Source organism: Alkaliphilus flagellatus (assembly GCF_018919215.1).
GTDB lineage: Bacteria > Bacillota > Clostridia > Peptostreptococcales > Natronincolaceae > Alkaliphilus_B > Alkaliphilus_B flagellatus.
Window position 1 is genome coordinate 783,988 of the sequence record NZ_JAHLQK010000001.1, and the last position, 24,341, is coordinate 808,328.

Below are 24,341 nucleotides of genomic sequence, written 5' to 3' on the forward strand. Positions count from 1 at the left end.
TACTATAATAATTAAAGAATAAAATGCTAAGAAGAGAAGAGTAGATAAATAGTATTCTTTAACAGAGAGCTCTGGTAGCTGAGAAGGAGCAAGGAATAGTTTATTGAAACAAGTCTCGGAGCTGCACTCGGATTTTCATATTATTATATATGGAATGATGCCGTGACGGTTGTTCCCGTTAACGAACTAGAGTATAAGTATGTTAAATAATACATGCCGTACTTAAAGAGATTAATATGGTGACATATTAATAAACTGAGGTGGCAACACGAAGCTACAGCTCTCGTCCTCAAGATTATAAAATCTTGGAGGTGGGAGCTTTTTTATTATAAAAAATAAGTTTTCAATATGTAATAGAAGAATGAAAAAGTAATTAATAACTGATAAATATAAGGAGAGGATGTTATATGAATAAGGATATAGAAAACAAGATTAATACTATAAAAGAATCTATCGATATAAGCAATAGACCAAAATTTCCAAAGCGAGCAGTAGTTACTGCAGGAATGCCCTATGGCAATAAAGAGCTTCACTTAGGACATATAGGGGGAGTTTTCACCCATGCTGATACCTTTGCCAGATTTTTGCGTGATAGGATAGGCAAAGAAAACGTTATTTTTGTTTCCGGTACTGATTGTTACGGTTCTCCAATATCGGAGCATTATCGTCAATTAGTCAGTAGTGAGGAGTTTGAAGGAACAATTAATGATTTTGTTCAATATAATTATAAACGTCAAAAGGAGGTTTTAAATCTCTATAATATTGATATAAATTTATTTGCAGCTTCTAGCTTTGGACATTCTTCAGAGATTCATCGTGAAGTATCTAATGAGTTTATTCAAAAACTTTATTCGAATGGACATCTTGCTAAAATAACCACATCACAGTTTTATGATACTGATCTTAATGTTTTTCTAAACGGTCGTCAAGTGGTTGGACAATGTCCTATTGAAGGATGTTCTTCGGAAAAAGGATATGCCGATGAATGTTCATTGGGTCATCAATATATGCCAGTTGATCTTATAAACCCTAAGAGTACTCTTTCTGGAAAAAAACCAGAAATGAGGGATGTAACAAATTGGTATTTTAAACTGGATAGTTTCCATAATCTATTAGAAAAATGGGTGGAATATCTTGAGGGAATACCTAATTGCAGACCATCTTTAATAAGGACTATTAAGGAATTTTTAAAGCCACCTGTTATTTATGTAAAAAAAGATCAGCTGGATTTATTAAACTCAATTCAGGATAAACTTCCTAAATATACTTTACAAGATGAAAATAAAAAGTCTTCTTTTATGATGGTATTTGACGATCTAGAAAAAAGAGATAAAGCCTGCTTATTATTAGCGGAGAAGTCAATCCGCTTTCGTACAGGAAAAACATTAGTTCCCTTTAGATTAACTGGTAATATTGAATGGGGGGTTCCAACACCATCCATTGAAGGAATAGATAACCTTACTTTTTGGGTATGGCCAGAATCTCTTTGGGCACCTATATCCTTTACTAAAACCTATCTTGACCAATTGAATAATCAAAATGATGCATGGAAAGAGTGGTGGTGCTCTTTAGATTCTGAAGTATATCAATTTATAGGTGAAGATAATATATATTTCTATGGACTAGCAGAGATGGCAATGTTTATGGCGACTCAGGATAAAGAGCTAACAATTCATCCATCAGAAGGGCAACTTCAATTACCTAATCTTATTTCAAATAGTCATATACTATTTTTAGATAAAAAGGCGAGTAGTAGTGGTAAAGTGAAACCACCTACTGCAAGGGAGTTACTTGATTATTATACTGCCGAGCAATTAAGATCCCACTTTTTAGGTTTAAGCCTTGGAATTAGAAGTGCTAGTTTTCAGCCTAAACCTTTTAATCCAAAAGCATTAGAAAAGGATAGTGATCCTGTGTTAAAGGAGGGTAATTTACTGACAAATGTTTTGAATCGAGTTGCTCGCTCTTGTTTTTATACTGTACAACAATATTATAATGGAAGAATACCAGTAGGTAATATTAGTGATGAAGTATTATATGAGTCCTATCAAACAATTCTTGAATTTGAAAAGTTAATGTATAAATACGAATTTCACACAATAATGAACCTTATGGACACTTATATTCGTAATATTAATAAAGGTTGGGTAAAAAATATGAAAGTAGCAGATGAAAATGAGGATTCAAAGCTTCGTTCTCAGGTTTTAATCGATGCTTTCCATGGGCTTCGGACAGCTACAGTTCTAATGCATTCAATTGCACCAGAGGGAACAGAGATGATACGTGAATACTTGAATTTAGATGAAAAGTTTTGGAATTGGAATAGAATTTTCCAAACAATATATGATTTTATGGATAATCCACAAGAGCATTCACTTAAATTTCTTGAGCCTAGAGTAGACTTTTTTAAAAAACATCCTAGCCAAATAGTATAATTTTATATTAGATTTATTTTTGTAAATTTAATGAACATAGTAAAATTAATCCATTATTTTTAATCTCTAGTAAATGAAAATACACTAACCGTATTAGTTTTAGAATATGGTTGGTGTATTTTTGAAAAATAAAGGATTTTTTGAAAATATGTCAAAATACATTTTAAAAAGAAAAACATATTTTATCTTTTGAAAGGAATTTAAAAATTGATGGCAAAAGTAAGAAATAGAATCATTTACTTCATATTTATTTTATTAGTTATTATTTTAGGTTTAGGCTCAAGATATTTTTCAGATTTTCTGCCAAAATGGGTTCATCTTTATTTAGGTGATATTCTATGGGCACTTATGATTTTTTTTATATTTGGATTTTTATTTAAGAGAAAAAATACTTTTTGGATCGCTATGGTATCCCTTTTATTTTCTTTATCAATTGAATTCAGTCAGCTATATCAAGCACAGTGGATAAATGAAATAAGGCATACAACAATTGGTGGGTTGGTTTTAGGGTACGGTTTTTTATGGAGTGACTTACTAGCATATACGGTTGGAATAGCAATCGGCATTTTACTAGAGAAACACATTATTTTTTACAATGATTAAGGATAAAGTGATTACTTATTATAAGAAAGGGGATAAAAAATGATAAAGTTACCAAATAGAATTCATCTTGCAAACTTACCTACTAGAATAGAAAGGCTAGATCGATTATCAAAAGAATTAGGTGGACCTCAAATATTTATAAAAAGAGATGACCAAACGGGATCTGAAATTTCAGGAAACAAGATTCGAAAACTAGAATATGTTATACAGGAAGCATTAGATCAAAACTGTAATTATTTAATTACCTGTGGTGGAATACAATCTAATCATGCTAGAGCAACAGCCGCAGCATCATCTAAACTAGGACTTCGTTCATGCGTTGTTCTTAGAAGTAGCGGGAATGATTCTTTAGAAGGGAATTATTTTCTTAATAAGGTTTTAGGAGCAGATATTGAATTTATAAGTCCAGAGGATTATAAAGAAAGAAGAATGGAAATTATGGATGAAATTAAAGCCCGTCTTATTAAAGAAGGACATAGGCCATATATAATTCCTGAAGGGGCGTCTAATGGAATAGGCACATTTGGATATTATACAGCTATGGAAGAAATACTAGAGCAAGAAAAGAATATGGGAATTAAATTTGATGCTATTGTTCTTGCTACAGGCTCTGGTGGTACTTATAGTGGTATGTTTTTAGCAAACAAACTGTTAGGACATGGAACTAAGATTTTTGGTATAAATATTTGCGATAATGCCCCATATTTTCAAGATAGAATTTATGGAATTCTTCAAGAAAGTTTTAGCTATATTGACAAAACTATAGATTTTTCAAAGAATGAAATTGAAATAATAGACGGATATGTAGGCGAAGGGTATGCTCAAAGCACATCAGAGGAGCTTGAGTTTATCCATTATCTTGCCAAACTTGAAGGAGTTATTTTAGACCCTGTATACACGGGGAAAGCCATGTATGGATTGGTTAATGAAATAAAAAAAGGAAATTTTAATAAGTACAAGAATATTTTATTTATCCATACTGGTGGTTTATTTGGGTTATTTTCTAAAAAGGATTTATTTTTTAGTTAGACTTGTAAATTATAGAAAAGAGGAAAATTTTAAATGAATAACTTGTTAATCATTGATAAATTCAAGTCTAAAAGGAAATTTAATCTACTTTTGGTACTAATAATGATTTTATTATGTTTTTCAATTAATAAATTTATGGGAAATCATCAGGAAATATTAGAAAGGTATTACTCGGGTACCATTAATAAGTGGATGATTCAAGGTATTAGCCAAATTACAGGGATACTTCCATTTTCTTTGGCGGAGATTTTATATGTGGGGCATCTAATTGCCATTCCAGTAATACTTATACTTTTTATTTACAAGGCATTAAAGGGCAATTTCATTCCGTTTTTTTATAAAACCTTGGCATACTTTTGTGGGTTGTATGTGATCTTTATGTTAATGTGGGGGGTTAACTATAGTCGAATGTCCATTGGAGTAATGCTAGATTTAGAAACACGACCTTATTTAAAGGAAGAACTCTATGAATTGAATCAAGCTCTCATCGCAAAGGGAAATGCATTGAGAGCAGGAATACAGGAAAATTCAGATGGGGTGATGCACTTAGATGGAGGTTACCAAGATGTTTTTTCTAGGGCATATAAAGGTTATGAATCAATTGGAAAAACAGTAAATGCGCTTTCTGGAAACTACGGAAGACCTAAATCAATAGCTCTTTCAGGTCCAATGCTGTATACAGGTATTACTGGAATGTATTTTCCGTTTACGGCTGAGGTAAATGTTAATACTGCTATTCCGAATTTACTGTTGCCAGCTACAGTACTTCACGAGATGGCCCATCAAAGAGGATTTGCCAGTGAGAATGAAGCCAATTATATTGCATATCTAACAGCATCGGCACATCCAGATATAGATTTTAAGTATTCGGGAACTGTACTAGCTTTGATTCACTCGATGAAAGCTCTTTCGTTACAAGACCATGAGCTAGCAGCAACTTTAAGTGCGACTTATTCAGAAGGACTAAAAAGAGATATTAGGAATTATAATGAATTTTGGAAAGTATATGAAGGAAAAGTAAATGAAACGGCTAATAAGGTAAATGATACTTACCTTAAGGGTAATGGCGAGAAAGATGGAATAAAAAACTATGGAAGAATGGTAGACTTACTTTTAGCTCATTTTATAAAACACGGCGAAATATAGAAAAGATTTTAAAAGGAATTTAAAAATTAATGCTAAAAGAAAGAAATAGATTTACTTACTTCATATTAGCTTTAGTAGTTATTATTTTGGGTTTAGGTTCAAGATATTTATCAGATTATCTTCCAAATTCGGTTAATCTTTATTTAGGAGATACTCTATGGGCGCTTATGATTTTTTTATATTTGGATTTTTGTTTAATAGAAGAAATACTTTTTGGATTACTATTATATCTCTTTTATTTTTCTTCTCAATTGAGGTTAGTCAGTTATATCAATCACAATGGATAAATACAATAAGAAACACAACAATTGGCAGGTTAATTTTAGGGTACGGATTTTTGTGGAGTGACTTACTAGCATATACTGTTGGGATAGCAATAGGCGTTTTAATAGAAAAACAAATTATTATGGTATAAGTTTAAAATGGGTATATAATATATTTATAATTCACATAATATAGAGTATAATCATAATATATGACGTACTTAAAGAGACTTGTACTGCGAAGTGCAAGTAAATTAGGATGGTAACGCGAAGATAACTCTCGTTCCTAAGATTTTTTAGGAATGGGGGTTTTTTTATTTGTTTTTTAAAATTAAATATTAAGTAAAGAGGAGGAAAAGGATATGAGTATTTTTATTGGAGGAGCTTGGCCTTATGCAAATGGTTCTTTACATTTAGGGCATTTAGCTGCATTATTACCTGGGGATGTAATAGCAAGATACTTTAGGGCAAAGGGGGAAAATGTATTATATGTTTCAGGAAATGTAAATTATGCGGAAGTGATCCAAAGATAAAAAAATGGTAACCAATTATTCTTTTAACTATCTAAATTTCAGAAAAAGAATTAAGTGAGTTTGGTATTTTATTTGAAAGATTAGATAAAAAATTAGTCGAGGAGGAAATAGATAAGTTAAATAAAGATTAAATATAAAGGAGACAAAAAAATTGTCTCCTTTATATTTAACATTGAAAGCAAATATGTAATAAACTATACTAAATATGTAAAAGCAAATAAATTATAGGAACAAAGAGAGGTATATAGAATGAGGGATAATATAAACATATTAGTAGTAGAAGATGATATAGATATAAATAATCTATTATGCAAAATGTTGAGTAAGCAGGGGTACAATGTAAGAGCAGCTTATTCAGGCTCTGAAGCTAAAATGTGCCTTGAATATTATGATTTTCAACTTGTTTTACTGGATTTAATGCTGCCAGGAATAGCGGGGGAGGATATTATTTCTCACATAAGAAAAATGAAAAACATGCCTATTATAGTTATTTCCGCAAAATTAGCACAGGATACAAAGATAGAAGTATTAAAACTTGGTGCAGATGATTTCATTATAAAGCCCTTTGATATTAATGAGGTTTTAGCAAGGGTAGAAGCTCAACTAAGAAGGTATATGGTGTTTTCTAATACAAACGAAAAACAAAATATATTATCACATAAAGATTTAATATTAAATAGTGAAACAGTAGAGGTTACCATTAAGGGTAAACCAGTTTCTGTTACAGCAAGGGAGTTTGCTATATTGGAACTTTTAATGTCCTACCCAAATAAAGTTTTTACAAAAGCTAATTTATTTGAAGCTGTATGGAAGGATGAATTTTTAGGTGATGATAATACAGTAAATGTTCACATAAGTAATCTTCGATCAAAACTGGCTAAAGCCGATCCAAATACAGAGTATATTCATACAGTATGGGGGATTGGATTTAAAATGAATGAATAAACTTAAGTCTTTCTTAAGTTTTTCTTTATGCCGTCTTGTAGATTGTATTTTAATATATAGTCATACAAGAAGAAGGAGGTTGATTTAAGTGACAGAAACGGTACTTAAGACAAAAGATATAACTAAAAAGTACAAAAATCACCTTGCTGTAAATAATGTTAATATAGATATAAAGCAAGGAGATATTTATGGACTTATTGGCAAAAATGGAGCAGGGAAAACAACTCTACTTAGAATGATAAGTGGACTTACAATGCCATCAGGTGGAGATATAGAGTTATTTAATGAAACATCAAATGATGGACTAAACAAATCAAGAATGAGAACAGGATGTATAATTGAAACACCAAGCTTTTTTCCATACTTATCTGCAACTAAAAACCTTGAATATTATAGAATACAAAAAGGTATTGTAGATAAAAAATGTGTAGAGGATACTCTTAAAATGGTTGGCCTTGAGGATACTGGGAAGAAAAAATTTAAAGACTTTTCCCTTGGTATGAAGCAACGTTTAGGTTTAGCCTTTGCTATAATAGGAAGTCCAGATTTACTTATTTTAGATGAGCCTATAAACGGATTAGACCCTACTGGAATTGTAGAATTTAGAGAGCTTCTACTAAAACTTAATAAGGAAAAAAACATTACAATAATTATATCAAGTCATATATTAGGTGAGCTTTCTCAGCTCGCAACTAACTATGGGTTTATTCACAATGGTCATCTTATAGAACAAATATCGTCTAAGGAATTAGAAGGAAAATGTAAGCGCCATTTAGCAATTAAAGTAGACAATACAGAAAAAGCTACGGTTATAATAGAAAAACAACTAGAAACTAAAAAATATGAGGTATTAAATAATAATGAAATTAGATTATATGATTATGTAGATACTCCTGAAATAGTAACTCAGGCTCTTGTCCTTAATGAAGTTATGGTCTCCTCCATAAATCAAACTGGCATCAATTTAGAAAATTACTTTATTGAATTGATTGGAGGTAATTATAATGCTTAATTATATTAAAGCTGAGCTTTATAGAAATTTTAACAGATTATACTATTGGAGCTTTGTAGTTATAATATCCGGTTTAGGATTATTACTTAATATATTGATGAAGGCCACAAGTGTTAATGCTAATATGGATCTTTCAGAATTAATGTATATAGGTATTCAATCAATTAATTTACCACTATTTCTAGTTTTAATGATGATTGACATTGTTACAAGTGAAGAAAATAAAAATTTGACTTTGAAAAATGCTGTATCATTTGGTATACCTAGAAACAGAATTGTTTTATCAAAGATAATTGCTACAGTTGTTCTATCTACTATAGCAGCATTTATTATACTAACTGTCTTTTTAGGAAGTGGAGCAATGCTGTTTGGGCTTGGTAAGGACTTTTCAATAGATATAGTTAAAGATTTTTCACTAAGATTACTAGTAGCACTCCCACTATGGATTGGAGGAATATCTGTAGGCACTTTTCTAGGAATTGTATTTAAAAACAATACAATATCTAGCTTTGTTTACTTCGGAGTATTCTCTATGACTGGTAATATTATTAGTCTACTTTCAGTAATTGTGTCTCCAAAACTTATGAATATTAATAAGTTTCTTATTACAACAAACTTATCCAATATAAAAGCTGACACTGTAGCGAGCAATACTTTAGGTTTTGCGACTTTAGTAGGTATCGGATTTACAGTAGTATTTACAATTTTAAGTATGTTATACTTTAATAAAAAAGAGATTAAGTAAAACGGAGGGTGACATTTATGCAACTATTAACTATTATTTTTCTTATAATTATATGTGGCGTATTTGTCACTCTTTATATTTTATCACATAACGAAGTTAAGAATATAACTAATCAACTAAGTAGAATCAATAAGACTAATACTAATTCAAAAATATTACTTACTTTTTCTAATAAAGAGATGAAAAATTTAGCTTCGGAAATAAATAAAACCTTAGAAGAAAAACAAAAATCAGAAATTGAACATAAGAGGATGGATTTAGAACTTAGACAGGCTATTGCAAATATATCACATGATCTGAGGACACCACTTACATCAATAATGGGATATATACAGCTTATGGAGGAAGATAGCTTACCTTGCCATGAAAAGAAAGAATATGCAGATATAGTTAAAAGAAGAGCTGAGTCATTACAAAGTTTAATATCTAGCTTTTATGATTTATCAAGACTGGAAGGTAAGGAATATAAATTTGATCTTAAATCTGTAAATATAAATAATATAATGTGTGATTTAATAGCATCATTCTATAAGGATTTTTTAACTAAAGAGATAGAGCCTATTATTGATATAGATGAAAAAGTATCATTGGTTATTGCTGATGAAAATGCAGTAAAAAGAATTTTCTCAAACCTAATACAGAATGCTTTAAAGTATGGAAATGAGTTTATGTATATCTCTTTAAAGGAGTATGAAGGTTATATTACAACAACATTTACAAATGTCGCACGGAATTTAAGTGAGGAAGATATAGCCCATCTATTTGAACGTTTTTTTACAGCTGACCCCACAAGAAGTGGTAAAAGCACAGGACTTGGATTGGCTATAACAAAAGAATTAGTCGAACAAATGGGACACGAAATTTCAGCAAAGCTAGCTGATTGTAAGCTTAGTATAATAATAAAATGGAGAACAACACATTCTTCATAGAGGACATCATAACACCTATAGAATGTATTTTATTGCAAGCTTGGTACATTATTAAAGAAACTTTATTGAATAAAATTCCATTGTATGATAACATAGTGAATGAAAACTAAATAAGAAACATTAGGTTCTGTAAGATTAATAGGGAAATCGGTGAAAATCCGGTACAGCCCCCGCTACTGTAAGTGTGTACGAAATCAACTTAGCCACTGGATTATATCTGGGAAGGTGTTGAGAGTAGGATGATCCACAAGTCAGGAGACCTGCCTAATAGTTTATATTAAGTAACCTTCGGTGGGAAGGGGAGACTTTTGCTTTTTTGCACTTAATGTTTCTATGTGCATGATATATCCCTAACTTATACGGTTGGGGATTTTTTATTACCCTCCACCAGGGAAAAAACTACAAACTGGAGGATGAAAAATGAAAAAAAGAGTAGCAGCATTAGCATTACTGTTAGCATTATCAATATCTACAATAGCAGGATGTTCAAACCAAGCAAATAATGTAGAACCTAGCAAGGATAAGGAGGTAGTAAATGAACTAGAGAAAAATATGTTAGAGGAGTATGGAGTACAGATAGGTGAAGACAGTGTTACCTTTACTGATAGTAGAAATCAGCAAGTCACACTAAATAAGCATCCGGAAAGAGTAGTAGTTCTTTTTAATTCATATTTAGAAATTTGGGCTAAAAATGGAGGTACTGTAGTTGGTAGAATAGAAGAATCGGCGGATAAGATAGTAGAGGGAACAGAAAATGCTGAAATAGTAGGGACTTTAGGAGCAATAAGCCTTGAGAAGGTATTATCATTAAAGCCAGATTTAGTAATTTTAAACGGCAACTCTAAAATTCAAATGGAGATAGTTCCTATATTAGAGGATAATGGAATTGGAGTTGTTGCCTTAGACTTTTTTGTAAAGGATGATTACTTTAAACTTGTAAGGTTATTTACTGCATTAAATGAAAGAGAAGATCTTTACCAAGCAAATGCTTTGCAAGTTAAAGAGGATATAGAGAAGATAATAGAAAAATCACCAAAGGATAAGAGTTATAAAGTATTAATAATGATGGCCAGTGCAAAAAGTATAACAGCTAGAGGATCAGATGCTTATTTAGGTGAAATGTTAAAAGATCTTCATACAACTAATATTGCAGATACATCCAATAATACTTTAGATGATAAAAACTTTAGCTTAGAAAAAATAATAGAAGAAGACCCAGATTTTATATTCGTCCAAACAACAGGAAGTGATATGGAAGCGGTATTGGATAGAATTAAAAAGGATGTAGAATCAAATCCAGCATGGGCTTCCTTAAAGGCAGTAAAAGAAGGTAGATATATTTTCTTACCAAAGGATCTTTATATGTTTAAAGCAAATCATAGATATGCAGAGGCTTATGAAGGGTTAGCAAAACATCTTTATACAGATTTAGTTAAATAAGAGAAACTATTAATTATATGGGAGAAATTTTATGTCAGTAGGTATGGAAGAAGAAAAACCTCGTAAAATTATAGTATTAATAATCTTTATATTATTATTTATTGCAAGTTTTTTCATAAGCGTTGGTAATGGAGCTGTAAAAATAGCCCCAGTAGAAATAATTAAAGCTATCTTTTATCAAAAAGATACAGTTAACTATCAAATAATATGGAATGTAAGACTTCCACGTACAATAGTAGGTGCATTAGTAGGCATCTGCTTATCTTTATCTGGGGCTGTTCTTCAAGGTATAATGAGAAATCCTCTAGCAAGTCCTAATATTATAGGGGTGTCATCGGGTGGAGGACTGATGGCACTTATAATATTAATAATCTTTCCGCAATATTATTACTTAGTTCCTATAGGTGCTTTTTTAGGAGCACTTTTAGCTACTCTTTTTATATATAGTTTGGCTTGGAGAGAGGGAGTATTGCCGACAAGACTAGTTTTAGCTGGAGTTGCAGTATCTTCATTACTAAGTGCAGGAATAAATGGACTTATGACGTTTTTTCCAGACAGAGTACATGGGGTATTAGGATTTATGGTAGGAGGTTTATCTGCAATAACTTGGAAAGATGTAAATATTATTTTGCCATATGCTATAGTCGGTATGTTTTTCCTACTATTATTACCTGATAAGTTAAATATATTAATGCTGGGCGATGAAGTTGCCACGGGTTTAGGTGTAAGTGTGGAAAAAACAAGGTTTGTTTTTATAATAATATCTTCATTATTAGCGGGTAGTGCTGTAAGTGTGGTAGGTTTATTAGGATTTGTAGGACTTATAGTTCCTCACATGACGAGATTATTCATAGGTTCCGATTATAAGTATTTATTTCCCGGGACAATATTTTTCGGTGCATCTATAGTGATGATCTGCGATACATTGTCTAGAATCCTCTTTGCCCCTATTGAAATACCAGTAGGAATAATAATGTCTGCCCTAGGAGCACCATTTTTTCTTTATCTACTAAGAAAAAAGGAGGGTTTAAAATAATGGGAATAGAAGCATCGAACCTTAAAGTTAAATACGGTGATAAAGAAGTGTTAAAAAATATTGATTTTCATGTAGCCGATGGAGAAGTAGTCACTATTATTGGACCAAATGGTTCGGGAAAATCCACATTAATAAAAGCATTATCTAGATGTTTAAAAATAACTGAAGGAACAATTCACCTAGATGGTGAGAATATTTATAATATGCCAACTAAAAAAATAGCAAGAAATATGGCTATACTTCCACAGGTTAAAAGCATATCTGCCGACATTACAGTGGAAAATCTGGTTTCTTATGGTAGATACCCTCATCTAAATTTTGGACAAAGATTAAAGGCAGAGGATAAAAATATAATAAATTGGGCCATCGAAAAAACTGGGTTATATAATTTAAGGGAGAGACATGTGGCTACATTATCAGGAGGAGAACGTCAAAGAGCATGGATTTCTATGGCATTGGCCCAAAAACCTAAAATATTACTCCTTGATGAACCAACAACATATTTAGATATTTCATATCAACTTGAAGTACTTGAATTAATAAAAGAATTAAATAGGTCTCTACAATTAACAGTAGTTATGGTTCTACACGATTTAAATCAAGCCGCTAGATATTCTGATAATATTTTTGTGTTAAACGAAGGGCAAATATGCCAATGGGGTAGTCCTAGCAATATAATAAAGTCAAATTTATTAAAAGATGTTTTTAGAATAGAGTCTCACGTATACGAGGATGAAATAAATAAGTGCCCATATTTTATTCCATATAAGGTTCTTTAGCATAGTGAGATAGAAATATGAACAACCAAATATAATAAAATATAAGAGGAGGAATAAATTTGTACATAAAGAATCCTATGGAAATCGAAGATAAAAGCATGGATATAATTGAGGAAGTAATGGGAGATACACACTTTACTGAAGAAGAAACTATAGTTGCCAAAAGGATGATTCATGCTACTGGAGACTTTGAATATAGAAAAATTATAGTATTTAAAAATGATTTTATAAAAGAAGCTAAAGATAGTATAAAAACTGAAGGTACAATATTCACAGATACTAAAATGGCGTCTATGGGAATAAACAAAACTGCCTTATCAAAGACAGATTGTAAATTAAAATGCTTCATAGATGATGAAAGAGTTCTACCTCTATCAGAGGAATTAGGTACTACGAGATCAGCCTGTGCAGTAGATTTAGCTGTAGCAGAAGGTATAGACATGTTTGTATTTGGGAATGCTCCCACCGCTTTATTTAGACTTCTAGAATTAGTTAAGGAAGGTAAAGTAAATCCTAGATTTATAGTAGGAGTGCCTGTAGGTTTTGTAGGAGCTCAAGAGTCAAAGGAATATTTGAGAGAGTTTCAAATACCTTCTATAACAACAGTAGGTACTAAGGGAGGTAGCAACGTAGCCGCATCTATAATGAATGCTCTATTATACATGGTGGTTGGTAGATGACATTGGAGATGTATGTTATAAAAGAGGGAAAAAGGTTGAGATGCGGCTATACCACTGGGTCTTGTGCTGCTGGAGCTGCTAAAGCAGCAGCTATAATGCTGGAAACAGGGCAAAAAATAAGCTATGTAGAGATTGATACTCCAGCAGGAGTTAGATTAAAACTTGAGATAAATAATCAAAAAATTGAAAAAGAAGTAGCATCGTGCTCTATTGTAAAAGATGGGGGAGATGATCCAGATGTTACAGATGGAATGGAAATATTTGCTGAAGTTAGAAAAAGGGAAGATAATAAAATTATTATAGATGGTGGAAAAGGCGTAGGCAGAATTAGGAGAAAAGGTTTATTTGGCAAAGTAGGACAAGCAGCTATCAATCCTGTACCTATGAAAATGATAGAAAAAGAGGTTAGTGAGGTTTCAAGCAGAGGATACGATATAAGCATATACGCACCAAGAGGAGAGGAAATCGGTAAAAAAACTTTCAATGAGAACATTGGAATTGAAGGTGGTATATCAATAATTGGAACAAAGGGAATAGTCTATCCTATGTCAGAGGATGCACTGATTAAAACCATATATATGGAAGTAGATATGATAGAGGAGACCTATGGAACAGATAATATTGTATTAGTTCCAGGTAATTACGGTGAGAAGATATCAGATTCACTAGGATTATCAGAGGGTAGAGTTAAGATATCCAACTATATAGGCGATAGCATTTTATATATTTACAATAAAGGGTTTAAATCCATAACTTTAGTAGGACATGTTGGAAAATTTTCAAAGCTATCGATAGGTGTATTCAACACCCATAGTAAGGTCTGTGATGGTAGGATGGAGGCCTTTATATATTACTTAGCCCTTAATGGAGCTCCTAGAGAGCTATTAGATAAAGTAAACAATGCAATTACGGCAGAAGAAGGACTAAATATTTGTATTGAAGCAGGATATGGCGAAATTGTAAAAAGCATGGAACGTGGGGCAGAGGAAAAAATAAGAAAATATTTAAAAGATGAAAGCTATCCAGTAAAGGTAATTATTTATTCCATGGAAAGAGGTGTTGATATGGGATAACTATAGCAGGAGTTGGGCCTGGAAATCCAAAGTACTTGACTGTAGAAGCAAAGGAAGCAATTGAGAAAGCAGAATATGTTTTGGCTTTTGGTAGGGTTTCAAGTTCTTTAAAAAGCATACGAGATGATTTTATACAAGTAAATAGAGTAGATGACATAATTAAGCATATAAATATTTATAATGATTTGCTACTGCTAGCTTCGGGAGATCCTAATTTTTATGGTATTGTAGATTTCCTTAAAAAAAAGGGAGTATTAATAAAAAAGGTGATTCCAGGCATTTCCTCCTTCCAATATATGATGGCAAAGCTAGAAAAAAGTTGGCAAGGAGCAAACTTTCTATCCTTACATGGTAGGGATGAAGGACTAGAAAAGGTCAAAAAAAGCTACTTAACGATAATACTAACAGATAAGGAAAATAGTCCTCTGGTTATATCAAGGAACTTAAAAATGTTAGGTGTAAAAGGTACAATGTATATTGGTTTTAATTTATCCTATGATGATGAGAAAATTATAAAAATAAATATAGGAGAAGAAGTAGAAGATATTTCTCCTCTATCGGTGGTGGTAATTGAAAATGAAATGGATTAAAGATGAAGAGTTTATCAGAGGAAACATCCCTATGACTAAGTTTAATATAAGAGTTTTGACAATAGGCTACTTAGCTATTGAAGAAGGAGATAGACTTTTAGATATAGGGGCAGGCACCGGGTCTATATCCATAGAAGCTGCTCTACATGGAGCAGAAGTTTGGGCTATAGAAATGAAAAGAGACGGTATAGAATTAATAAATAAAAATAAAAGTAAATTTGAAGTAAATATTAATGTAATTGAGGGACAAGCGCCAGTAGACCTACCTAATGTTAAATTTAACAAATGCTTTATAGGGGGTAGTGGAGGCAATTTAGAAGAAATATTCTATTATTTAGATGAAAACCTTGAATCTAAGGGAGTTATTTGTGGGAACTTTATTACACTTAAAAACTTACACCAATTTATAGATCTACTCAATAAGTATAAATATGATGATATAGAAACACAGCTAATTCAAACATCCTATATGGATAAAATAGGATTAATGAAGGGAAATAATCCAATATTTATAATAAAAGGAGTGAAAAGATGATGATTAGCTTCATAGGTGCTGGACCGGGAAATGTCGATCTAATAACAGTAAAGGGAAGAAGGTTATTAGAGGAAGCAGATGTTGTTATATATGCAGGAAGCCTAGTGTCAAAAGAGCATCTAAACTTTTGCAAAGAAGGATGCAAGTTTTATAATAGCGCATCAATGACACTAGAAGAAGTTATAGAAACTATGGAAACATCACTTAAAAATAGTCTTAAAGTAGTTAGGCTCCATACTGGAGACCCTAGTATTTATGGAGCAATAAGAGAGCAAATGGATATGTTGGATAAAAACAGAATATCCTACGAAGTGGTACCAGGGGTCAGCTCTTTTACAGCTGCCTGCTCTTCTATAAGGAAAGAGTTTACACTACCCGATGTGAGTCAAACTATAATATTAACTAGGATTGAAGGAAGGACTCCTGTTCCTAAGGAAGAGGATCTTGAAAAATTAGCTGCCCACAAGGCATCTATGGCGATATTTTTATCTGTTCAGGAAATGGATAGAGTAGTAGAAAAGTTGATAAAAGGATATGGAAGAGATGATGTGCCCGTTGCAGTAGTATATAAGGCTACTTGGGAAGATGAAAAGATAATATTAGGTACTCTAAAGGACATAGAAGAAAAAGTAGAAAATGAGGGAATTAATAAAATGGCTCAAATTTTAGTAGGAGATTTTATTGATAGTAATTATTCAAGATCAAAGCTATATGACCCAACATTCTCTCATGAATATAGGAGTGCTTCTAAATGAAAATAGCATGCTTTTCTTTTACCGAGGAAGGAAAAGCATTGGGAGATAAAATAGTTTGTCTTAGTAATAAAGAACAAAGTAAATATATAGTCCAACATTTTACTAACTCTCAAATTGAAGGTGGATTAAGAAATTTACTGGGTAATGCTTGGGAAGAATATGATGGTTTAATTTTCATTTCGGCCACAGGAATAGCAGTAAGGATGATTACGCCTTATATAAAGGATAAAACATTAGACCCAGCAGTAGTTGTGGTTGACGATTTAGGCAGGTTTTCTATATCCCTAATATCAGGACATTTAGGAGGAGCCAATGAATTAGCACAGTGGGTAGCCTATAAAATACAGGGAACCCCAGTTATAACAACAGCCTCAGATAATAGAGGAATAGAATCTATAGATATATTTGCAAAGAAAAACTATTATTACATGGAAGACATGGAATCCATAAAAGAAATAACTGCTATGATGATAAAGGGAAAAACCATCGGATTTTATTCGGAAATGGATAGTGTAATAAACTATAATAATCTTCTAATTATAGAGGATTTAGAAAATATAAATATTGAAGTAGATGGAATTATAATAGTCACATCAAGCAAAATAGATAACCTACACATACCATATACAATACTTAGACCAAAGAATATAAATATAGGTATAGGATGTAGAAAGGACGTAGAAGGAGAAAGAATAATAGAGGCTGTAAAAGAGACTTTAAATATTAATAAATTTTCGGAAAAAAGTATTAAAAATATTGGAACTGTCGAAGTAAAAAAAAATGAAGCTGGTATTTTAGATACAGCGCAATACTTTAACAGCCCATTAAAAATTTTTACTATAGAAGAAATAAAAAGTGTTGAAGACAAATTTAATAAGTCACAGTTCGTAAAGGATACCATAGGTGTATATTCAGTCTCTGAGCCCTGTGCCTTTTTATTAGGTGGAGAAATGGTATCTAAAAAAAGCAAATATAATGGTATAACCATATCAATTACAAAGGAGAAGGGCAATGGCTAAACTATATGTAGTCGGAATAGGACCAGGCGGAAGAGAGCACATGACCTATAAAGCAGTAGAAGTAATTAAAAAATGCGATGTAATAGTGGGATACACCCCATATATCGAATACTTAGGTGATTTGGTAGAAGGTAAAGAATTATTCTCTACAGGAATGAAGGGAGAAATAGAAAGGTGCAAAGCTGCTATCAAAATTGTTAAGAAAGGAAAAGACACGGCTATAATAAGTACAGGAGATGCGGGTCTTTACGGTATGGCTGGACCTATACTAGAACTGGCAGAAGGTATAGAAGTTGAAATAGTACCAGGAGTTACAGCAGCATTTTCAGCAGCAGCTGAACTAGGTGCCCCTATAATGCATGATTATGCTTCTATTAGCTTAAGTGATTTATTAACTCCTTGGGAAGTCATAGAAAATAGAATAGAAAAAGCGGCAGAAGCTGACTTTATAATTACTATATATAACCCAAAGTCCAAGGGAAGAAAATATCATTTGGAAAAAGCTATAGGAAAAATACGTAGTCATAGATCTGGAAAAGCACCAGTAGGAATAGTAAAAAACTCAGGTCGTGGAGAAAGAGAAATAACTATAACCACACTAGATGAAATTGACTATGACAAGGTGGACATGCTATGTGTACTGATTATAGGTAATAGCAATACCTATCTAAAAGATGGCTATATAGTGACTCCAAGGGGATACAATATAATATGATTTGGATAATAGGTGGAACTAGTGAGTTTAGGGAGATTATAGATAGAATAAAGGATCTAGATAACTATATAGCAACTATCGCAACAGACGGTGGCAAGGAATTTGTAAATTGTGAAAAGCTCATAGTAGGTAGGATGGATTACTATGAAATGAAGGAATTTGTAGAAAAAAACAAAATATCCCTAATAGTAGACCTATCACATCCCTATGCAAAAATAGTATCAGAAAATGCAAGAAAAATATCGAAGGACCAAAATATAGATTATATTAGATATGTTAGAAATAAAGTAGATTTGAAATCAAAAGCTATATATGTTAATAGTTATGAAGATTGCTATAAGTATATATCTAATATTTCAGGCACTATATTTTTTACAACAGGATCTAAAAATATTGGCGACTTTGAAAAAGTACGAGGAAATAACAGATTTATATATAGAATACTTCCAGCAATAGAAAGCATAGAAGAGTGTAGGAAACACGGAATACAATTAAAAGATATTGTTGCAGTTTTGGGGCCATTTTCAAAGGAATATAATAAAATTATGTTTAAGGAATACAAGGCAGATTATGTGGTTACGAAGGATAGCGGAAAACAAGGTGGCACTATAGAGAAGCTAGAAGCATGTGAAGAGCTAGGTATTGTACCAATAATTATAGGAAGAGAATATGAAAAAGGAATTAATGACATAGATTTAATAGAAAAAAGAATTAGAGAAGAGGACAAAAAAATAATAATAAATAAAACCTCAGTCTAACTAGAGTCTTATAGCTATTAGTTGTCAAAAAGAGGTTAAGGAGTGAAATAATGAAGAAACTATATGGAATAGGAACTGGGCCAGGAGACAAAGAGCTCCTAACTTTAAAGGCAGTAAAGGTAATAAAAGAAGCAAGTGTAATATTTGCTCCAAATAATAAGGGTAAAAATATTGCATTAGACACAGTTGAAGAGTATTTAGGTGATAAAAAAGTGGTGCTAATAGATTTTCCAATGGGAAAAGTAGAAAGAATTGACTATATAAAGGCAGCGGAAATCATATATAAGGAAATACCACAAGGAGAATATGGAGCATTTTTAACTATTGGAGATCCAATGATATACAGTACTTTTATATATGTAATGGAAGAACTTGAAAAAACAAATATGGAAGTAGAGATAATATCAGGTATACCATCTTTTGTAGCAGCTGCTGCTAGGGCAAAACAACCTCTCACAGTAAAAGGTGATAGTTTCTTATTATGTGATGATTTTAAAGAGGAATTACTAGATAGTGTGGATTCAATCTGTATTTTGAAAACTTTTAAAAATAAAGAGGAAGTATTAAATGCTCTTAAAAACAAAAACTTTGATTATAAATATATTAAACGCTGTACCTGGAATGATGAGAAGATATTAACAGATAAAGAAGAAATAATAAAAGATAGTGATTATATTTCTCTCATTTTAGGAAAGAAAAAGTAAAAAAACAAAAGCAAACAGACTTGATAAATTATAAAAAAACCGCATATTATGCGGTTTTTGGTTCTTAATTACCATTGTGCATTTTTATAGTATTTTAACTAGTAGAATTACATAATTATCAATAGCACTTGATAAATCATATTCTCCATCATGTAAACACCAGTCGTAAACAACACCTCTAACTGCAATAAATAAATACCTTACGATTTCTTCAGATGTCATATTGATAGAAATTTCTCCAGTACTTTGTCCTTCTTCTATAATGCCTTGTAATACAGCTTGCATAGGTCTACCTTTTGTTGCAAACAAGTTGTTTTTTCCTGTATATAACTGTTTTACAAAGTCTATTCCTCTATCTAGATTATAATCCCCATAGTAGTGGAAGAATTTTATTATTTTTTCATGAGAACTACCTTCCTTTAAATTATGGGACACAACATTTAAAAAGTAGTCATCTGCCAACCTAAATATATTATCCAATATGTCGTGCTTAGATTTAAAATAATTATAGAAAGATCCTATAGACACATTAGCTGCTTCACATATTTCTGCTACAGTAATATTTTCAAAGCCTTTGGACTCAATAAGCTCTATAGCAATATTATATATTTTATCATGGGTATTTTGTGCTTGAATTTGGCGTTTTGTTAACTTTTTCTTCATGGTTAAAATTCTCCTACCTTTAATTAATCTCACAAAAATTATAACAGAGATCATAAGCAAAGTAAAATTGGAAGAAAATCAAAATAAATATTGACTATTAATTAACGATTTCGTATAATGAAGATGTTCGGTGAATGCATTCTGTGAAAACGATTTATCTTTAAGAATATTTAATTATGAATCAGCTATTCAAAGGCGCCTGATAGCTGAAAACTACAAAATTAATAGGAAGTAGGATAATAAAAATAATAGTTTTAAAAAGATTTAAATTTATTACTTAATTTAGAATAATTAAAAGCATTAGAATCATAATTGTTAGTTAAAAACCAAACATATGGAGGAATAAAATAATGAGAAAGATCACAGGATCTAAAAAAATTATTTGTGCGGTATTGTGTATTATTATGATTTTATCCATGGTTGCTTGTCAGCCTAAAACTTCAAATTCAACAGAAGCAAGCAAGTTTAATGCTGGTACTTATACAGCACTAGCAGCTGGACACAATGGTGATATAAAAATTGAGCTTATTGTTGATGATAGTTCAATTAAGGATGTTAAAGTTTTAGAGCATATAGAAAGTCCTGGTATATCAGATCCAGCAATAGAAAGAATTCCTAAGGCAATTGTAGATGGACAAACATTAGCTGTTGATGTTATTTCAGGTGCTACAGTTACAAGTAATGCAATAATAGCAGCTGTAACAGAAGCTATTAAGCTTGCAGGTGGAGACGTAGATGCTCTAACTGTAAAAAAAGATATTGAAAAAAATACTGGTGAAACAGTTGAACATACAACCGATGTTATCGTAATCGGTGGAGGTGGTGCAGGACTTGCTGCTGCAGTATCTGCTCATCAGAATGGTGCAAAGGTTATAGTTGTTGAAAAAATGCCAAGGCTTGGTGGAAATACTATTCTATCAGGATCGGCATATAATGCAGTAGACCCAGGAAGACAATCAAAACAGGGAATTGAAGATTCTATCGACAAGCATTTTACACAAACATATGAAGGTGGAGATAAACAGGGTAAACCTGAACTTATAAGAACACTTGTAGAAAATGCATATCCTGCAATTGAATGGCTAGAAAGTATGGGAATGGAGTTTAATGATAAGGTATTTACCGTTTTAGGAGGGTTATGGCCAAGAGCACACAAACCTGTAAAGCCTCTTGGAACAGGTTTTATGGACACATATCAAAATTACATTAATAATAATGATGGTATTGAAGTAATGCTTGATACTAAGGTAACTGAACTTATAGTAGATGGAAATAGAGTTGTGGGGATTAAGGCTGAAGATCTAAATGGTGATGTAGTCATAAATGCAAATAATGGTGTAGTTATTGCAGCAGGTGGTTTTGGAGCTAATATTGAGATGAGGGAAAAATATAACACAAGCTGGCCTTCACTAACTAATATTAAAACAACAAATCATCCTGGCGCAACTGGAGATGGTTTAACTTTAGCTGAAAAAATAGGCGGAAATTTAGTTGGAATGGAAAATATTCAGTTACTACCAATGGGTGATCCTAAAACAGGAAGTCTTAGTGGAAATATTGAACAAGGTGTTGAGAATAGAATATTTGTAAACAAAGACGGTAATCGATTTGTAGATGAAGGTCAAAGAAGAGACGTTATGACTAAGGCACTTATGGAGCAAAAAGATTCATTTATGTGGGTAATTGTTGATAAGCATTCTTATCCAACAGGAGATACAAAGAATAATTTCAACGAATCAATTGATGAACTTATTGCACAAGATAGAGCTTTTAAAGCAGATACCCTAGAAGAACTTGCAGAGAAAATTGGTGTTGATGCTTCCAACTTTGTTAAGGCTGTAGATAACTTTAATAAGTCAGTAGAAAAAGGTAGTGCGGATGAATTTGGAAGAACCCTATTTGCTGATAAAATTGATACTCCACCATTTTATGCAGGCGGACGTGTTCCGACTGTCCATCACACAATGGGTGGAATTGAAATTAATACAAGTGCACAAGTTTTAGATAAGGACGGTAATGTAATACCAGGATTATATGCAGCAGGTGAGGTTACAGGTGGCATTCATGGTGCTAATCGTTTAGGTGGTAATGCTTTGGCGGATATAACAGTATATGGTAAAATTGCAGGAGAAAGTGCTGCAGCAAAAAAATAATTATTAGCTTGTTTTATTAATTATATTGCAACCTGCTTATTTTAAAAATTATAGAGATTAACAGAAAGAGAACTCATTTAGATGAAATGAGTTCTCTTTTGAGTTTACAAGTAAACAGTTAGATAGAGTAAGACAAACATTTAAACTATTGTTTAAATGCTGTATAACCTATACAACTGTAATGTGGGCAATACTTATGGTATTTCCACAAGTATTTGTATCTATATTTAACAATGATCCAAAGTTAGTAGAGATTACATCATTGAGTATAAAGATATTTTTTGCAGGGATTCTCTTGTTTGGTGCTCAATCAGCATGTCAGCAGACCTTTCTTGCACTGGAAAAGGCTAAAATATCAGTTTTATTAGCTTTACTTCGAAAAATAGTACTACTAATACCACTTATATTTATACTTCCTATGTTTATGGAAAATAAGCTAAAGGGGGTATTAATGGCAGAGCCGGTGGCGGATATATTAGCTGCCACTACAACTATGGTGTGCTTTGCTATTTTCTATAAAAATGCTCTATCGGATAATAATATAAAGATTTCCAAAGAATCTAGACACTATAGCTAGAACAATACTATAATATAATATATATGGATACTACTTGTTAAATTTGTCAGGTGGTGTCCTTTTATTTGTTAAAAACTGTAACTAATTTTAAACTTTAGAATAATATATATATGATAGACGAATTATATTATTTGTGTATAATAGTTTTACTTTGATAAAATAGCTTGATTTTAGTGTAGATTTATATTTATTTAAAATGGTTTAAACTTAAGCTCTTAGATTAATAATTATGTAAAATTAATTTTAGTATTGGGGGATTTTTATGTTAGATTGGCTTAATAACTTTGATCCATCGATTCAAGCACTTATTGCTACATTATTTACTTGGGGATTAACAGCATTAGGAGCATCATTAGTTTTTTTCTTTAAAAATATAAGCAAAAAAGTACTGAATGCAATGCTTGGTTTTGCTGCAGGAGTTATGATTGCAGCTAGCTTTTGGTCCTTATTGTCACCGGCTATAGAGATGGCTGAGGAGGCAGGTATACCTTCTTGGATACCAGCAGCCATAGGTTTTTTGGCAGGAGGAGCTTTTCTTTATGGTGTAGATAAACTTTTGCCACATCTTCATCGTAATCAGCCAATAGAAGAAGCTGAAGGCATTAAAACAAGCTGGCAAAGAAGTATATTATTAGTACTGGCTATAACATTACATAATATACCAGAAGGACTCGCGGTAGGTGTGGCTTTTGGAGCAGTGGCAGCTAATTTACCTTCCGCATCCTTAGCGGGTGCAGTAGCACTTGCAATAGGAATCGGTATTCAAAACTTTCCAGAGGGAGCTGCAGTTTCTATTCCTCTTAGAAGAGAAGGATTTTCAAGATTTAAAAGTTTTTTCTACGGTCAGGCATCAGGCATAGTAGAACCTATATCAGGAGTACTTGGGGCTATTTTAGTAGTTGCAATGAGACCTATTCTTCCTTATGCATTATCTTTTGCGGCAGGAGCTATGATTTATGTAGTTGTTGAAGAATTGATACCAGAATCGCAACTAGATTCAAATACAGATATTTCAACAATAGGAATAATGTTAGGATTTACTGTTATGATGATATTGGATGTGGCTTTAGGCTAAAAAATATGTGTTGCATTCATTTAGCACTTATGATAAAATATGATTTAATATTTGTTAGGAGGAATCCTGTTATGATTATTATATTAAATACAATAAATTTAAATAGAAACTATTATTACTATTATAGATAAGGTTTGCTGAAATGAAAA

The 24,341-nt window shown here is 31.9% G+C and carries 25 protein-coding genes, 1 pseudogene, 1 riboswitch and 1 other annotated feature; of the genes and pseudogenes, 25 read left to right on the forward strand and 1 reads right to left on the reverse strand.

The genetic code is table 11. The features are described from left to right. Positions 1-19 precede the first annotated feature (19 nt). Positions 20-294 (forward strand) — a binding site (T-box leader). A 113-nt stretch (positions 295-407) separates the two neighbouring features. The 22 genes from KQI88_RS03590 to cobI all read left to right on the forward strand — a co-directional run bounded on the left by KQI88_RS03590 (position 408) and on the right by cobI (position 19,724). Continuing rightward, the gene (locus KQI88_RS03590) at positions 408-2,435 is read left to right on the forward strand and encodes a class I tRNA ligase family protein (protein ID WP_216414972.1); all 2,028 of its coding nucleotides are present in this window, start codon (positions 408-410) and stop codon (positions 2,433-2,435) included. 210 nt (positions 2,436-2,645) lie between these two features. Beyond that, positions 2,646-3,038 carry a ribosomal maturation YjgA family protein gene (locus KQI88_RS03595; RefSeq protein WP_216414973.1) on the forward strand — a complete coding sequence of 131 codons (393 nt, stop codon included), beginning with the start codon at positions 2,646-2,648 and terminating at the stop codon, positions 3,036-3,038. Positions 3,039-3,077: 39 nt separating this feature from the next. Then, positions 3,078-4,067 carry a D-cysteine desulfhydrase family protein gene (locus KQI88_RS03600; RefSeq protein WP_216414974.1) on the forward strand — a complete coding sequence of 330 codons (990 nt, stop codon included), beginning with the start codon at positions 3,078-3,080 and terminating at the stop codon, positions 4,065-4,067. A 33-nt stretch (positions 4,068-4,100) separates the two neighbouring features. Further along, complete coding sequence (locus KQI88_RS03605) at positions 4,101-5,213, forward strand: DUF3810 domain-containing protein (RefSeq protein WP_246579097.1); 1,113 nt, start codon at positions 4,101-4,103, stop codon at positions 5,211-5,213. 157 nt (positions 5,214-5,370) lie between these two features. Continuing rightward, the gene (locus KQI88_RS03610; RefSeq protein WP_330656044.1) at positions 5,371-5,628 is read left to right on the forward strand and encodes a ribosomal maturation YjgA family protein; all 258 of its coding nucleotides are present in this window, start codon (positions 5,371-5,373) and stop codon (positions 5,626-5,628) included. A gap of 210 nt (positions 5,629-5,838) precedes the next feature. After that, complete coding sequence (locus tag KQI88_RS03615) at positions 5,839-6,009, forward strand: class I tRNA ligase family protein (protein WP_281417530.1); 171 nt, start codon at positions 5,839-5,841, stop codon at positions 6,007-6,009. A 249-nt stretch (positions 6,010-6,258) separates the two neighbouring features. Next, on the forward strand, positions 6,259-6,954 hold the full coding sequence (locus KQI88_RS03620) for a response regulator transcription factor (RefSeq protein WP_216414975.1): 696 nt from the start codon (positions 6,259-6,261) through the stop codon (positions 6,952-6,954). A gap of 88 nt (positions 6,955-7,042) precedes the next feature. Beyond that, on the forward strand, positions 7,043-7,966 hold the full coding sequence (locus KQI88_RS03625) for an ATP-binding cassette domain-containing protein (RefSeq protein ID WP_216414976.1): 924 nt from the start codon (positions 7,043-7,045) through the stop codon (positions 7,964-7,966). Further along, positions 7,959-8,711 (forward strand): ABC transporter permease subunit, encoded by a 753-nt coding sequence (locus KQI88_RS03630; RefSeq protein ID WP_216414977.1) that lies wholly within the window; start codon positions 7,959-7,961, stop codon positions 8,709-8,711. Before KQI88_RS03625 ends, KQI88_RS03630 begins: the two co-directional genes overlap by 8 nt. A gap of 17 nt (positions 8,712-8,728) precedes the next feature. Continuing rightward, the gene (locus tag KQI88_RS03635) at positions 8,729-9,640 is read left to right on the forward strand and encodes a sensor histidine kinase (RefSeq protein WP_216414978.1); all 912 of its coding nucleotides are present in this window, start codon (positions 8,729-8,731) and stop codon (positions 9,638-9,640) included. A gap of 105 nt (positions 9,641-9,745) precedes the next feature. Continuing rightward, a riboswitch (cobalamin riboswitch) is annotated at positions 9,746-9,922 on the forward strand. 138 nt (positions 9,923-10,060) lie between these two features. After that, entirely contained in the window at positions 10,061-11,080 is a 1,020-nt protein-coding gene (locus KQI88_RS03640; RefSeq protein ID WP_216414979.1) for an ABC transporter substrate-binding protein, read from the forward strand. Between the two features lie 31 nt (positions 11,081-11,111). Then, positions 11,112-12,116 (forward strand): FecCD family ABC transporter permease, encoded by a 1,005-nt coding sequence (locus KQI88_RS03645; protein WP_246579098.1) that lies wholly within the window; start codon positions 11,112-11,114, stop codon positions 12,114-12,116. Beyond that, the gene (locus tag KQI88_RS03650; protein ID WP_216414980.1) at positions 12,116-12,895 is read left to right on the forward strand and encodes an ABC transporter ATP-binding protein; all 780 of its coding nucleotides are present in this window, start codon (positions 12,116-12,118) and stop codon (positions 12,893-12,895) included. Before KQI88_RS03645 ends, KQI88_RS03650 begins: the two co-directional genes overlap by 1 nt. 59 nt (positions 12,896-12,954) lie before the next feature. Then, the gene (locus tag KQI88_RS03655) at positions 12,955-13,575 is read left to right on the forward strand and encodes a precorrin-8X methylmutase (protein WP_330656047.1); all 621 of its coding nucleotides are present in this window, start codon (positions 12,955-12,957) and stop codon (positions 13,573-13,575) included. Continuing rightward, positions 13,572-14,648: a cobalt-precorrin-5B (C(1))-methyltransferase CbiD gene (cbiD, locus tag KQI88_RS03660; protein WP_216414981.1), complete on the forward strand. Its 1,077-nt coding sequence runs from the start codon at positions 13,572-13,574 to the stop codon at positions 14,646-14,648. Before KQI88_RS03655 ends, cbiD begins: the two co-directional genes overlap by 4 nt. A gap of 2 nt (positions 14,649-14,650) precedes the next feature. Continuing rightward, positions 14,651-15,238 (forward strand): precorrin-6y C5,15-methyltransferase (decarboxylating) subunit CbiE, encoded by a 588-nt coding sequence (cbiE, locus tag KQI88_RS03665; protein WP_330656069.1) that lies wholly within the window; start codon positions 14,651-14,653, stop codon positions 15,236-15,238. After that, positions 15,225-15,773: a precorrin-6Y C5,15-methyltransferase (decarboxylating) subunit CbiT gene (gene cbiT / locus KQI88_RS03670; protein ID WP_216414982.1), complete on the forward strand. Its 549-nt coding sequence runs from the start codon at positions 15,225-15,227 to the stop codon at positions 15,771-15,773. The genes cbiE and cbiT overlap by 14 nt, the downstream gene beginning before the upstream one ends. Continuing rightward, entirely contained in the window at positions 15,773-16,528 is a 756-nt protein-coding gene (cobM, locus tag KQI88_RS03675) for a precorrin-4 C(11)-methyltransferase (RefSeq protein ID WP_216415245.1), read from the forward strand. Before cbiT ends, cobM begins: the two co-directional genes overlap by 1 nt. Next, the gene (gene cbiG / locus KQI88_RS03680; protein ID WP_216414983.1) at positions 16,525-17,547 is read left to right on the forward strand and encodes a cobalt-precorrin 5A hydrolase; all 1,023 of its coding nucleotides are present in this window, start codon (positions 16,525-16,527) and stop codon (positions 17,545-17,547) included. The genes cobM and cbiG overlap by 4 nt, the downstream gene beginning before the upstream one ends. Beyond that, on the forward strand, positions 17,540-18,262 hold the full coding sequence (gene cobJ, locus KQI88_RS03685) for a precorrin-3B C(17)-methyltransferase (protein ID WP_216414984.1): 723 nt from the start codon (positions 17,540-17,542) through the stop codon (positions 18,260-18,262). The genes cbiG and cobJ overlap by 8 nt, the downstream gene beginning before the upstream one ends. After that, entirely contained in the window at positions 18,259-19,020 is a 762-nt protein-coding gene (gene cobK, locus KQI88_RS03690; RefSeq protein WP_216414985.1) for a precorrin-6A reductase, read from the forward strand. Before cobJ ends, cobK begins: the two co-directional genes overlap by 4 nt. Positions 19,021-19,070: 50 nt before the next feature. After that, positions 19,071-19,724: a precorrin-2 C(20)-methyltransferase gene (cobI, locus tag KQI88_RS03695; protein WP_216414986.1), complete on the forward strand. Its 654-nt coding sequence runs from the start codon at positions 19,071-19,073 to the stop codon at positions 19,722-19,724. 84 nt (positions 19,725-19,808) lie between these two features. Here the strand turns inward: cobI and KQI88_RS03700 are convergent, their stop codons facing one another. Beyond that, positions 19,809-20,387 carry a TetR/AcrR family transcriptional regulator gene (locus KQI88_RS03700; RefSeq protein ID WP_216414987.1) on the reverse strand — a complete coding sequence of 193 codons (579 nt, stop codon included), beginning with the start codon at positions 20,385-20,387 and terminating at the stop codon, positions 19,809-19,811. 350 nt (positions 20,388-20,737) lie between these two features. Between KQI88_RS03700 and KQI88_RS03705 the strand changes: the two genes are divergently transcribed. From KQI88_RS03705 to KQI88_RS03715, 3 genes and pseudogenes are all read left to right on the forward strand, one after another. Next, positions 20,738-22,540 (forward strand): flavocytochrome c, encoded by a 1,803-nt coding sequence (locus KQI88_RS03705; RefSeq protein ID WP_216414988.1) that lies wholly within the window; start codon positions 20,738-20,740, stop codon positions 22,538-22,540. Positions 22,541-22,652: 112 nt separating this feature from the next. Then, a pseudogene (locus tag KQI88_RS03710) lies at positions 22,653-23,117 on the forward strand (MATE family efflux transporter); the annotation flags it as partial. A 262-nt stretch (positions 23,118-23,379) separates the two neighbouring features. Then, positions 23,380-24,192 carry a ZIP family metal transporter gene (locus KQI88_RS03715; RefSeq protein ID WP_216414989.1) on the forward strand — a complete coding sequence of 271 codons (813 nt, stop codon included), beginning with the start codon at positions 23,380-23,382 and terminating at the stop codon, positions 24,190-24,192. The last annotated feature ends 149 nt before the right edge of the window (positions 24,193-24,341 follow it).